The following is a 12,039-nucleotide window of genomic DNA, read 5'->3' as shown; positions in this document are numbered from 1 at the left end:
CGCCGCTACCGGGACACGTACAGCGCGCTGGGCGTGCTGGCGATGAGCGAGGGCACCGGAGGGCCGGGCGGGCCGGCGAGGCGCAGCCCGGGGAACCGCTCGAAGAGGCGGGCCAGGGCGATCCGCAGCTGGAGCCGGGCCAGGGGCGCCCCCACGCAGAAGTGCGGGCCCTGGCCGAACCCGAGCTGCCGTGGACGCGCCCCGGCGCGGCCCGTCTCGAACCGGACCTCGCCGTGCCGCGGGTCCCGGTTGGCCGCCGCGAAGCACAGCAGCAGGGCGTCGCCCGCGCGCAGCGCCCGGCCACCCAGCTCCAGGTCCTCGGTGGGGTAGGCGAAGGGCAGGGCGTAGACGCTGGAGTCGTAGCGGATGCCCTCCTCCACGACCGCGTCCCAGCCGACCCGCCCGCCCAGCGCCCGGTCCAGCTCCCGCGGGTGGACGAGGAGGGCGTGCGCCGTGTTGACGAGCGCGCCGGCCGTGGTCTCGAAGCCCGCGCCGAGGAACAGCCACAGCATGTCGAGCAGTTCGACCTCGGACAGGCCGCCGTCACCGTCGGTGCCCCCGCGCAGCAGGTCGGTGACCAGGTCGTCGCCGGGTGCCGCCGACCGGCTCCTGACCAGGTCCGCCAGGCAGGTGTTGATCTCGCGGGTCAGGGCGGCCGACTCCTCGGGGGTCAGCGCGGCGCGCGACAGCGCCCGGCCCACGAGGGCGGCGACCTCCGGCCGGTCCCCGGGCGGGATCCCGAACAGGGCGCAGAGCGTGTTCAGGGGGAGCGGCAAGGCGTACGCCGCGCGGAGGTCCACCGGACCGTCCTGAGCGGCCGCCTCCAGATCGTCCAGCAGTGCCTCCACGGTGGCCGTGATCGCGGGTGTCAGCCCCTCGACCCGGCGGGGCGTGAAGGCCGCGGCCACCGCGTGCCGCAGCCGCCGGTGGTCGGCGCCGTCGGCCGTCAGCATCCACGTCCGCCTCAAGTGCGCCAGCATGGGCCAGTCGGCGGCGATCTCCCCGTCCCGCAGCGCCCGCCAGTGCGTGGGCGAGCGGGCGAACCGCGGGTCGGTCAGCACCGTCTCCAGCTCGGCGTGGCCCACGACCGCCCAGCAGTGGACCCCGCCCGGCCACTCGGCCGGAGCGACCGGACCGCACCGGCGCAGCTGCTCCGCCTGCGCCCGCAGGTCGGGAGTGCGCGGGTCGAGAAGGATCCGCTCGGTCATCGTGCCCCCTGAGTGGTCGTCGGCGCGACATCGTGTGACGCGATGGTCCCACAGCGTGATCGCCGGGCGCCGGGGATCGGGCGGACCGCAGGCAGTGCGAGGTTGATGTCGCTTTCTCGCCAGCGGCCACCGGCCCGCGTTGTCCATGCTGGACCCATGCACACCGACACCGAGCGCTGCGTGCGGGCCGTCCGGTCCAAGGACGCCCGTTTCGACGGATGGTTCTTCACCGCCGTCCTCACCACCCGCATCTACTGCCGGCCCAGCTGCCCGGTCGTGCCGCCGAAGGCCGAGAACATGGTGTTCTACCCGAGCGCCGCCGCCTGCCAGCAGGCCGGTTTCCGCGCCTGCAAGCGCTGCCGGCCCGACACCAGCCCCGGCTCGCCCGAGTGGAACGCCCGCGCCGACGCGGTCGCCCGCGCCATGCGCCTGATCCGCGACGGCGTCGTCGACCGCGAGGGCGTACCCGGACTGGCCGCCCGCCTCGGGTACTCGACCCGGCAGATCGAGCGCCAGCTGCTCGCCGAGCTCGGAGCCGGACCGCTCGCCCTGGCCCGCGCCCAGCGCGCCCAGACCGCCCGCGTGCTGATCGAGACGACCCCGCTGCCGATGGCGGACGTCGCGTTCGCCGCCGGGTTCTCCTCCGTGCGCACCTTCAACGACACCGTGCGCGAGGTCTTCGCGCTCGCCCCCGGCGAACTGCGCGCCCGCGCGGCCCGCGCCGCGAGCAGGACACCGCACCACACCCCCGGCGTCATCGCGCTCAGACTGCCGTACCGAGCGCCGCTCAACCCCGACAACCTCTTCGGCCACCTGGCCGCCACCGCCGTGCCCGGCGTGGAGGAGTGGCGCGACGGCGCCTACCGTCGCACCCTCGCCCTCCCGCACGGCCACGGCATCGTCGCCCTCACTCCCCGCCCCGACCACATCGCCTGCCGCCTCTCGCTCACCGACCCGCGCGACCTCACCCTCGCCATCAGCCGCTGCCGCTGGATGCTCGACCTCGACGCCGACCCCGTCGCCGTGGACGACCAGCTCCGCACGGACCCGCTCCTCGCGCCGCTGGTCGGCGAGGCGCCCGGCCGGCGCGTCCCGCGGACCGTCGACGCGGCCGAGTTCGCCGTCCGCGCGGTGCTCGGCCAGCAGGTCTCCACCGCCGCCGCCCGCACCCACGCGGCCCGCCTCGTCGCCGCGCACGGCACCCCCGTCGACGACCCCGAGGGCGGCCTCACCCACCTGTTCCCGGCCCCCGCGGCGCTCGCCGCGCTCGACCCGGAGGTGCTCGCCCTGCCGCGCAGCCGCCGCACCACGCTCACCACCCTCGTCGGTGCCCTCGCCGACGGCTCGCTGCGGCTCGGCCCGGACAGCGACTGGGACGAAGCCCGCGTACGACTGCGCGCACTGCCCGGGTTCGGGCCCTGGACGGTCGAGGTCATCGCCATGCGCGCCCTCGGCGACCCCGACGCGTTCCTCCCCACCGACCTCGGCGTCCGGCGCGCCGCCGCCGGTCTCGGCCTGGCCTCGACGCCCGCCGCGCTCACGGCCCGCGCCGCCGCGTGGCGGCCCTGGCGCGCGTACGCCGTCCAGTACCTGTGGGCGACCGACAGCCACCCGATCAACCACCTGCCCGCGTAAGGAAACGCCCCGATGCGACGCCAGCACACCGTCACCGACAGCCCGTACGGCCCGCTCACCCTCGTCGCGACCGACGGCCTGCTCAGCGGCCTGTACATGACCGACCAGCGCCACCGCCCGCCGCAGGAGACCTTCGGCGACCCCGACCCCCGCCCGTTCGGCGAGGCGATCCGCCAGCTCGACGCGTACTACGCCCGCGAACTCACCGCGTTCGACCTGCGGTTGCACCTCGCCGGTACGCCGTTCCAGCTCAGCGTCTGGGAGCGGCTGCGGACGATCCCGTACGGCGAGACCCGCTCGTACGGCGAACTCGCCGAGGCCCTCGGCAAGCCGGGAGCCTCGCGCGCCGTCGGGCTCGCCAACGGCAAGAACCCCGTCGGGATCATCGTCCCCTGCCACCGCGTCATCGGCGCGAGCGGCGGCCTCACCGGGTACGGCGGCGGCCTCGACCGCAAGCAGCGCCTCCTCGCGTTCGAAGGGGCCCCGCTCGGCGGCCCGGCGCCCGCCGAAACGCTCTTCTAGCCGAGCCGCCGGACCGGCCGGGCCATCGGGCTACCCGAGCCGCTTCAGCAGCGCCGGCAGGGCCGTACCAATGGGCTCGCGGATCACCTCGTCGGCCCGCTCGTCGTACGGCGTGGGCTCGGCGTTCACGACGACCAGCCGCGCGCCGTGCTCCGCCGCGACACCGGCGAGCGACGCCGCGGGCTGCACCTGGAGCGTCGAGCCGACGGCGACGAACACCTCCGCGGCCTTGGCGATCCCCATCGCCTGGCCCAGCACCACCGGGTCCAGCCGCTCACCGAACATCACCGTCGCCGGCTTCAGGATCCCGCCGCACACCTCGCACGCCGGGTCGTCCTCGCCCGCCGCGACCCGGGCGAGCGCGTCCTCCATCGACGAGCGCGCGTGGCACGCCGTGCACACCACGGCCCGTGCGGTGCCGTGCAGTTCGAGGACCTTGCGCGCGGCAATCCCGGCGCGCTGGTGCAGCCCGTCCACGTTCTGCGTGATCACCCGCACCGCGAAGCCGGGGGTCCGCTCCAGCTCGGCCACCGCCCGGTGCGCGGCGTTGGGCTCGGCCCGCAGCGCGGCGCTGTCCCGCCGCATCAGCCAGGCCCGGCGCCGGATCTCCGGGTCGGCCATGTAGTACGCGTACGTGACCAGCTTCTCGGCGTCCGGATCGCGCCGCCACAGCCCGTCGGGGCCGCGGTAGTCACGGATACCGGAGTCCGTGGAGATGCCGGCACCACTCAAGATCGCGACGAGAGTCATGCGGCCGAGGCTACGCACGCCCCCGCCGCCCGGCGAACGAATTCCCGGCCCGCGAGCACCCCGCCCGCGAGCACCCGGCCCCCGAGCACCCGGCGTCCCACCCGCCGGCGGGCCGTCTCACCCCACCGGGCGGCCGTCCACCAGCTCCACCGGGCCCCGGCCGGCCTCCAGGGCCTCCAGCGCGGCCGTCACGCGCAGCCCGAGCTCCCCGAGCAGGTACGTCCGCAGCTCACCGGGGTCCACCAGCTTCCACGAGATCAGCTCCTCCTCCTGGAGCCTGATCGCCCGGAACCGCTCACCGCTGAGCACACCGCCGTCGTAGACGTACGCCACGATCGGGGGACGCGCCGGGCCGGGCACCCAGTCGATCGCGAGCAGCGCGCCCGGCTCCACGTCCAGCCCGATCTCCTCCAGCGTCTCCCGCCGGGCCGCCTGCCTCGGGGTCTCCCCGGTGTCGGACTCGACCGTCCCCCCGGGCAGCCCCCAGCCGTCCCGGTAGTTGGGCTCGACGAGCAGCACCCGGCCCTCGCCGTCACGGAAAAGCGTCGCGGCACCCGCCAGCACGCGCGGGAGCCCGGCGATGTACGTCGCGTAATCGGTGTGCGTCACGGCGTCAGCCTAGTGCGAGCGTCCGATCGGCGAGTTCACCGATCCGCACCCCGTCGAAGCCGAACACCGCGCTGCGCACCAGGTCCTCCAGCGGATCCGTCCACTGGCGCGGGATGCCGCGGGCCCCGCACATCACGCCCGCCACCGAACCGGCGGTCGCGCCGTTGGAGTCGGTGTCCAGGCCGCCGCGGACCGTGAGGGCGATGGTGCGGGTGAAGTCGCCGCCCCCGTACAGCAGGCCCGCCGTGATGACGGCGGCGTTCGGCACGGCGTGGATCCAGTGCAGCCCGGCCGTTTCGCGCTCCGCCTCGGTCAGGGCGTCGGCCCAGGGGACGCCCGCGTCGTACAGCGCCACCATGTGCCGCACCGTGCGGGCCAGGCGGCTGCTCGCCGGGACGCGCTCCAGCGCCGTCCGCACCGCGTCGCGCGGCGCGGGGGCCGTGAAGGCGGCCGCCACCAGGGCCGCCGCCCACATCGCCGCGTACACGCCGTTGCCCGTGTGGGACAGCACCGCGTCACGGCGGGCCAGGGAGGCGGCGCGGACCGGATCGCCGGGGGAGACCCAGCCGAACACGTCGGCGCGGATGAGCGCGCCGATCCACTCCTGGCAGGGGTTGCCGGAGGTGGCGGTGAGCGGGGGCTTCAGCCCGTTCGCGAGGTTGCGGTAGGCGGCCCGCTCGGCTGTGAACGTCTGGAGGTAGGGCAGGCGCAGCAGCCACAGCTCGCCGACCTGCTCGGTGGTGAAGGCGAACCCGTGGGTCTCCAGCAGGTGCAGGGCGAGGATCGGGTAGTCGATGTCGTCGTCCCGGCAACTGCCGTGGATCCGGCCGCGTACGCACGCGGGCCACTCCGGCCGCAGGACGAAGCCGGCCGCCTCGGAGTCCGGCGGCGGGCCCGGCAGGTAGTCGGTCAGCGGAAGGGCGCCGGTGGCCCGCAGGTAGCGGTCGATCCGCTCCCGTGTCCAGTAGTCGCCACGCTCGACGGGTTTGCCGAGCATGTTGCCGGCGATGCGGCCGGACCACCCGCCGAGGACCCGGTCCCGCGGGCCCGGGCCCACGGTCACCTCCACCGCTTACGGCGACGGCAGGGAGGAGTACGGCACGACGGCACCGCCGCCCGCCCGCACGGCCTCCAGCACCGTCTCGTGCAGGTCTCTGCTGTCCTTCTCCGAACGGCACGGCACGGGGCTGCCCGTCATGGTGAACCAGTCGGACGCCCCGCTGTACTGGACGGCGATCTGTGCCTCGCCGCCCGCCCATGTGGTGTGCACGGACACGTTCCCCGTGACGATTCCGAGCTCGTCGGTCCGGACCCCGCCACGCCCCGTGTACACATCGGTCGTCGTCCACGATGCCCACGTCATGATGGCAGCGTCACACGAATGGCCGAAGGATGCGACTCGGGCGTCCCGCCCGGGCGGCCTGACCAGCGGGTCCGCCCGCCGGACAGGGGTGGCACAGCGTCTCACCCTCCGGATAGGGTCGGCCCCGGCGCGACTGCCTGTTCGATAGCAAGGGATGCAAGGTGACGGACGGAGCAGTAACTGAGGCCGCGCGCGTGCTCGTCGCGGCTGACAAGTTCAAGGGTTCGCTCACGGCCGTGCAGGTCGCGGAGCGGGTGACGGCCGGGCTCCGGCAGGTCGTCCCGGACCTGGAGGTGGAGACCCTGCCCGTCGCCGACGGTGGCGACGGCACCGTCGCGGCCGCGGTGGCGGCCGGGTTCGAACGGCGTGAGGTACGGGTCACCGGCCCGCTCGGCGCGCCGGTCACCGCCGCGTACGCGCTGCGCGACGGGACGGCCGTGGTGGAGATGGCGGAGGCGTCGGGCCTCCAGCTGCTCCCCGAGGGCGTGTTCGCGCCGCTGACGTCCACCACGTACGGCTCCGGCGAGCTGCTGCGCGCCGCGCTGGACGCGGGCGCGCGCACCATCGTCTTCGGCGTGGGCGGCAGCGCGACCACGGACGGCGGCGCCGGCATGCTGGCCGCGCTGGGCGCCCGTTTCCTCGACAAGGACGGCGAGCCCGTCGGCCCGGGCGGCGGCGGTCTCAAGGACCTCGCCACGGCCGACCTGTCGGGTGTCGACCCGCGCTTCGGGGACGTGGACCTCGTCCTCGCCAGCGACGTCGACAACCCGCTGACCGGCCCCAAGGGCGCCCCCGCGGTCTACGGACCGCAGAAGGGCGCCTCGCCCGAGGACGTCGCGGAGCTGGACGCCGCGCTGGCCCGCTTCGCCTCGGTCCTCGCCGAGTCCGTCGGCCCCCGTGCCACCGAGCTCGCCGAGTCGCCGGGGGCGGGCGCGGCGGGCGGCATCGGCTACGGGGCGCTGGTCGCCCTCGGCGCGAGCTTCCGCCCCGGCATCGAGGTCATGCTGGACGTGCTCGGCTTCGGCCCCGCCCTGTCCCGCGCCACCCTGGTCATCACCGGCGAGGGCTCCCTCGACGAGCAGACCCTGCACGGCAAGGCCCCGGCCGGGGTGGCCGCTGCCGCCCGGGCGGAGGGCATCGAGGTCGTCGCGGTCTGCGGCCGGCTGGCCCTGCCCCCCGAGGCGCTCGGCAGGGCGGGCATCCGCCGCGCCTACGCCCTGCTGGAGCTGGAGCCGGACCCGGCGAAGTGCATGGCGGAGGCGGGCCCGCTGCTGGAACGCCAGGCGGCGAACCTGGCGCGCGACTTCCTGGTGTGACGGTCCCTCCCCGCGCCCCCGCACCCCTCGGGGCGCGGGGGCGCGCCCCGTTCCGGCCGGCCCGCCCTCACGCGGCGCCGGTGATGTGACCGGGGCCCCGCCCGGCCAGCGGGGCGTGGCCCTCCACGGGGGCCGGGGTGTCGTAGAAGGACCCGTACCGGGCGTACGCCTCGGCGACGACGGTCTCCGCGGTGGCGACCAGGTCGTGACCGACGACGGGCCCGCGCCCCGGCAGGTACGGCACCGGCTTCAGGGCGGGGTGGCGGCGGCGCCACCAGGAGTCGGCGAGCGCGTACAGGCCCGACGCCCCCATCAGGACCGGGATGGCCAGGGCGAGCAGCAGGTCGGACGTCATGGGCAGGTCCCCCGATCGGTGAGTGACGGCTGTAGGGCCCCGTATGCCCCGTCGCGGCCCATGCGTGCCTGGGCGATGCCACGGGCCCGGAGAGGTGCCGCACCCGGGGCAACGGTGCGGGAGGCCCTGACGTCACCCTGTGACGGCGCGCCGCCGCCCTTCACACCCCGTGACCGACGCGCGGAGAGCCCCTCGTCACCCCGCCGAAACGGCGCCGTGCGAGGCTCCCGGCATGAGTGACCTCCCGCGCACGGGCCACCGGATCGAGCACCTGACCGCCCGGCAGGTCCGCGACCTGGCGGACGACGGACTCGCCGCGCTGCTGGGGGACGCCGTCGACGGCGGCGCCTCCGTGGGCTTCCTGGCCCCGCTCAGCCACGCCGAGGCCGCCGCCTGGTGGCGTGGCGCCGCGGAGGAGGCGGCCCGGGGCGTGCGGAGCGTATGGGTGGCGTACGGGCCCGGGGGCGCCGTCGCGGGCGTGATCACGCTGGTCCGCGCCGCCATGCCGAACCAGCCGCACCGCGCCGAGGTCTCCAAGCTGCTGGTCCACCGGGACGCCCGGGGCCGCGGGCTGGGCTCCCGGCTGCTCGCGGCGGCCGAGGGGGCGGCGGCCGGCGAGGGGCTCACCCTGCTCGTCCTGGACACCGAGACGGGCAGCGCGGCCGAGGCACTGTACCGCCGGGCGGGCTGGACGCGCGCGGGCACCGTCCCGCACTACGCCCTGTCGCCGGCGGGCACCCCGCACGCCACGACGTACTACTACAAGCTCCTGCGGCCGTCCTGAGGGCCCGGCCCCGCGCACGCGGAAGGGCCCGGGTGCGATCCCGCACCCGGGCCCTTCCGTCATCCATGCCTGCGTACCGCTACGGCAGCTGCGCCGCCCGTGCCTCCCGGCTCTCGCGCCGGTTGCCGCGGAAGGTGTTCACGCGCCGGGCCGTCGCGAAGAGCGGGATCACGGCGCCCAGGACCACCTGGAGCGCGCAGCCGGTCTGGAGCAGCAGCTGACCGCCCGGGGCGTCGAACGCCCAGGCCGCCAGGAGGCCCATCGCCCCGACGATCCAGCTGAGCATCGCCACCGCGAGGATGCCCCGCGGCTTGGGGTACTCGACGCGGCTCACCATCAGCCACGCCGTCCCGATGATCGCCAGCAGCGTCGGGATGAACGGCAGCTCGAGCAGCACGATCGAGACGACCGTCAGCGCCCCGAAGGGGCTCGGCATGCCCTGGAACATGCCGTCCTTCATGGTCACGCAGCTGAATCTGGCGAGCCGCAGCACGACCGCCAGCAGCACCACGATCGCGGCCACCGCCGACACCTTCTGGTGGGCGTCGTGCGTGACCATCCCCCACACGAGGACGAAGTACGCCGGTGCCAGCCCGAAGCTGATCAGGTCCGACAGGTTGTCCAGCTCCGCGCCCATCGGCGAGCTGCGCAGCTTGCGCGCCACGAGCCCGTCGCAGAGGTCGAAGATCGCCGCGAGGAGCATCAGGATCACGGCGGTGGCGGCGCTGTGCCGCGCCATGCCGGTCTCCTGGCTGCCCGTGAGGTGCGGGATCAGGATGCCGGTGGTGGTGAAGTACACCGCCATGAAGCCGCACGTGGCGTTGCCCAGCGTGAGCGTGTCCGCTATCGACAGGCGCAGCGACAGCGGCATCTCCTCGGCTTCCTCGGCGATGTCCGCCTCGGCGTCGGCGACCCAGTCGGCCCGTGTGTCGGGATCAATCACGGTCAATTCGAGTCACCCCCGCAGTCGTGGTCTGACCGACCTCGACAGCGACGTCGACACCTTCCGGAAGGTAGATGTCAACGCGCGATCCGAAGCGGATCAGACCGATGCGCTCGCCCTGCTCGACCTTCGTCCCCTGCGGGAGGTAGGGCACGATGCGGCGGGCGACCGCACCCGCGATCTGCACCATCTCGATGTCGCCGAGCTCGGTGTCGAAGTGCCAGACAACGCGCTCGTTGTTCTCGCTCTCCTTGTTGAACGCCGGCACGAACCCGCCCGGGACGTGCTCCACGGACGTCACCGTGCCCGCCAGCGGCGCGCGGTTGACGTGGACGTTCAGCGGGCTCATGAAGATGGCGACCCGGGTCCGCCCGTCCTTCCACGGCATGATGCTCTGCACCACCCCGTCGGCGGGCGAGATGACCCGGCCCTGCGCGATCTCGCGCTCGGGGTCGCGGAAGAACCACAGCATGCCCGCCGCGAGAGCGGTGGTGGGCACGGCGATGGCCGCGGCGCGCTTGGAGCGGCGAGAACGGGCAAGACTGAGGGCAGCGGTGGCGACGGTCGGCAGAAGCCACGGCGATGCTCCGCGAGCGATGCGTACGCCGAAACGGCTGTCGCGAGGTGCAGAGGTTTGGCTGTGGGGCATGGATGACCTTCGTAGCGGTGATGCCGCGCGGATGCGGGGGACGGCGGCTTTCTGACGATGCTATCGGTTGCGGGCCGCAACTGGGCAAGCCAGAAGCCGAGTCGGCGGCCGGAAGACGATGACAGGGTGTGATCTTCTTCGCGGCCAAACCGGCTCGAAAGCGACAATCACCCCTGGAATCGGTACTCCTCCAGCAACCGACGCCCAATGATCATTTTCTGGATCTCGGCGGTACCTTCGCCGATGAGCAGCATGGGTGCCTCACGGTAGAGACGCTCGATCTCGTATTCCTTCGAGAACCCGTAGCCACCGTGGATGCGGAACGCGTCCTCGACGACTTCCTTGCAGTATTCGGAGGCGAGGTACTTCGCCATCCCTGCTTCCAGGTCGTTTCGCTCCCCGGAGTCCTTTTTGCGTGCTGCGTTGACCATCATCGCATGAGCGGCCTCGACCTTGGTAGCCATTTCGGCCAGCTTGAACTGGATCGCCTGGTGCTGGGCGATCGGCTTGCCGAAAGTCTGACGTTGCTGGGCATACGAGACACCCAGCTCAAACGCACGCTGCGCCACACCGCAACCACGTGCCGCGACATTCACACGGCCGACCTCGACACCGTCCATCATTTGGTAAAACCCTCGGCCGGTGGTCCCGCCGAGCACCCGATTGGCCGGAATGCGCAGTCCGTCCATGATGAGTTCGGTGGTGTCGACCCCCTTGTAACCCATCTTGTCGATCTTCCCGGGGATGGTGAGGCCGGGCCGGACCTCTCCGAAGCCGGGCTCCTTCTCCACGAGGAAGGTCGTCATCGACTTGTGGGGCGCTGTTCCCTCGGGGTGTCCTTCGTCACTTCGGACGAGAACCGCGACGAGCGTTGACGTGCCGCCGTTGGTGAGCCACATCTTCTGGCCGTTCAGGACGTACTCGTCGCCGTCCCGCACCGCCTTGGACGTGATGGCCGACACGTCGGAGCCGAGCGCCGGCTCCGACATCGAGAACGCGCCCCGCACCTCGCCGGCCGCCATCCGCGGCAGGAAGGTGTCCTTCTGCTCCTGCGTACCGTGCTGCTTGAGCATGTACGCGACGATGAAGTGGGTGTTGATGATGCCCGACACGGACATCCAGCCGCGCGCGATCTCCTCCACGCACAGCGCGTACGTGAGGAGGGACTCGCCCAGACCCCCGTACTCCTCCGGGATCATCAGCCCGAAGACACCCAGCTCCTTGAGTCCCTCGACGATGTCCTGCGGGTACTCGTCGCGGTGCTCCAGCCCGGTCGCGACCGGGATGATCTCCTTGTCGACGAAGTCCCGGACCGTGGACAGGATCTCCTGCTGGACGTCGGTCAGACCGTGGGTCTGCGCGAGTCGGGCCATGACTACTTCTCCGTCTTTTCCGAAGGGGCGTTCAGCTCCGGGCGGCCGGGCTGCTCGCCGCCGCGCTCCTTGATGTACGTCTCGGTGGGCACCATCACCTTGCGGCGGAACACGCAGACCAGCGTGCCGTCCTGCTTGTAGCCCTTGGTCTCGACGTACACGATCCCGCGGTCGCTCTTGGACCTCGACGGGGTCTTGTCCAGCACCGTCGTCTCGCCGTAGATGGTGTCGCCGTGGAAGGTCGGCGCCACGTGCCGCAGCGACTCGATCTCCAGGTTGGCGATCGCCTTGCCGGAGACGTCCGGCACCGACATGCCCAGCAGGAGCGAGTAGATGTAGTTGCCGACGACGACGTTCTTCCCGAAGTCCGTCGTCTTCTCCGCATAGTTGGTGTCCATGTGGAGGGGGTGGTGGTTCATCGTGAGCAGGCAGAAGAGGTGGTCGTCGTACTCGGTGACCGTCTTCCCGGGCCAGTGCTTGTACACGGCGCCGACTTCGAACTCTTCGTAGGTGCGGCCGAACTGCATGGTGG

Annotated in this window: 14 protein-coding genes; 4 read left to right on the top strand and 10 right to left on the bottom strand. The window is 73.1% G+C overall.

The window, feature by feature from the left end:
- Positions 1 to 5: 5 nt before the first annotated feature.
- The gene (locus EIZ62_RS05490; RefSeq protein WP_167536337.1) at positions 6 to 1,208 is read right to left on the bottom strand and encodes a cytochrome P450; all 1,203 of its coding nucleotides are present in this window, start codon (positions 1,206 to 1,208) and stop codon (positions 6 to 8) included.
- 156 nt (positions 1,209 to 1,364) lie between these two features.
- Here EIZ62_RS05490 and EIZ62_RS05485 point away from each other — a divergent pair, with 156 nt between their 5' ends.
- Positions 1,365 to 2,843, top strand: a complete 1,479-nt coding sequence (locus tag EIZ62_RS05485; protein WP_156691588.1) for an AlkA N-terminal domain-containing protein — start codon at positions 1,365 to 1,367, stop codon at positions 2,841 to 2,843.
- A 12-nt stretch (positions 2,844 to 2,855) separates the two neighbouring features.
- Positions 2,856 to 3,365: a methylated-DNA--[protein]-cysteine S-methyltransferase gene (locus tag EIZ62_RS05480; protein ID WP_156691587.1), complete on the top strand. Its 510-nt coding sequence runs from the start codon at positions 2,856 to 2,858 to the stop codon at positions 3,363 to 3,365.
- 30 nt (positions 3,366 to 3,395) lie between these two features.
- Here EIZ62_RS05480 and EIZ62_RS05475 read toward each other — a convergent pair whose 3' ends face one another.
- From EIZ62_RS05475 to EIZ62_RS05460, 4 genes are all read right to left on the bottom strand, one after another.
- On the bottom strand, positions 3,396 to 4,115 hold the full coding sequence (locus EIZ62_RS05475; RefSeq protein WP_156691586.1) for an SIR2 family NAD-dependent protein deacylase: 720 nt from the start codon (positions 4,113 to 4,115) through the stop codon (positions 3,396 to 3,398).
- A gap of 117 nt (positions 4,116 to 4,232) precedes the next feature.
- The gene (locus EIZ62_RS05470) at positions 4,233 to 4,724 is read right to left on the bottom strand and encodes an NUDIX domain-containing protein (protein WP_156691585.1); all 492 of its coding nucleotides are present in this window, start codon (positions 4,722 to 4,724) and stop codon (positions 4,233 to 4,235) included.
- Between the two features lie 4 nt (positions 4,725 to 4,728).
- Positions 4,729 to 5,781 (bottom strand): ADP-ribosylglycohydrolase family protein, encoded by a 1,053-nt coding sequence (locus EIZ62_RS05465; RefSeq protein WP_280117731.1) that lies wholly within the window; start codon positions 5,779 to 5,781, stop codon positions 4,729 to 4,731.
- 15 nt (positions 5,782 to 5,796) lie between these two features.
- Positions 5,797 to 6,087, bottom strand: coding sequence for a hypothetical protein (locus EIZ62_RS05460; RefSeq protein WP_156691583.1), 291 nt, complete (start codon positions 6,085 to 6,087; stop codon positions 5,797 to 5,799).
- Between the two features lie 161 nt (positions 6,088 to 6,248).
- Between EIZ62_RS05460 and EIZ62_RS05455 the strand changes: the two genes are divergently transcribed.
- The gene (locus tag EIZ62_RS05455) at positions 6,249 to 7,403 is read left to right on the top strand and encodes a glycerate kinase (protein WP_156691582.1); all 1,155 of its coding nucleotides are present in this window, start codon (positions 6,249 to 6,251) and stop codon (positions 7,401 to 7,403) included.
- Positions 7,404 to 7,470: 67 nt separating this feature from the next.
- On the opposite strand, the gene EIZ62_RS05450 is transcribed toward EIZ62_RS05455, so the two are convergent.
- Positions 7,471 to 7,758, bottom strand: coding sequence for a hypothetical protein (locus EIZ62_RS05450; RefSeq protein ID WP_156691581.1), 288 nt, complete (start codon positions 7,756 to 7,758; stop codon positions 7,471 to 7,473).
- Between the two features lie 232 nt (positions 7,759 to 7,990).
- On the opposite strand from EIZ62_RS05450, the gene EIZ62_RS05445 reads away from it, so the two are divergent.
- A complete protein-coding gene (locus EIZ62_RS05445) occupies positions 7,991 to 8,542 on the top strand; it encodes a GNAT family N-acetyltransferase (RefSeq protein ID WP_156691580.1) in 552 nt (183 codons plus the stop codon).
- A 79-nt stretch (positions 8,543 to 8,621) separates the two neighbouring features.
- Here EIZ62_RS05445 and pssA read toward each other — a convergent pair whose 3' ends face one another.
- From pssA to EIZ62_RS05425, 4 genes are all read right to left on the bottom strand, one after another.
- Positions 8,622 to 9,485 carry a CDP-diacylglycerol--serine O-phosphatidyltransferase gene (gene pssA, locus EIZ62_RS05440; RefSeq protein WP_156696222.1) on the bottom strand — a complete coding sequence of 288 codons (864 nt, stop codon included), beginning with the start codon at positions 9,483 to 9,485 and terminating at the stop codon, positions 8,622 to 8,624.
- Entirely contained in the window at positions 9,478 to 10,134 is a 657-nt protein-coding gene (locus tag EIZ62_RS05435; RefSeq protein WP_156691579.1) for a phosphatidylserine decarboxylase, read from the bottom strand. The genes pssA and EIZ62_RS05435 overlap by 8 nt, the downstream gene beginning before the upstream one ends.
- A 167-nt stretch (positions 10,135 to 10,301) precedes the next feature.
- The gene (locus EIZ62_RS05430) at positions 10,302 to 11,507 is read right to left on the bottom strand and encodes an acyl-CoA dehydrogenase family protein (RefSeq protein WP_156691578.1); all 1,206 of its coding nucleotides are present in this window, start codon (positions 11,505 to 11,507) and stop codon (positions 10,302 to 10,304) included.
- A gap of 2 nt (positions 11,508 to 11,509) precedes the next feature.
- A complete protein-coding gene (locus EIZ62_RS05425) occupies positions 11,510 to 12,034 on the bottom strand; it encodes a MaoC family dehydratase (protein ID WP_156691577.1) in 525 nt (174 codons plus the stop codon).
- Between the last annotated feature and the right edge of the window lie 5 nt (positions 12,035 to 12,039).

The organism is Streptomyces ficellus (assembly GCF_009739905.1).
Classification (GTDB): Bacteria; Actinomycetota; Actinomycetes; order Streptomycetales; family Streptomycetaceae; genus Streptomyces; species Streptomyces ficellus_A.
The sequence above is the reverse complement of the archived record's forward strand: the minus strand, read 5'-3'. Positions and strand labels throughout refer to the sequence as shown.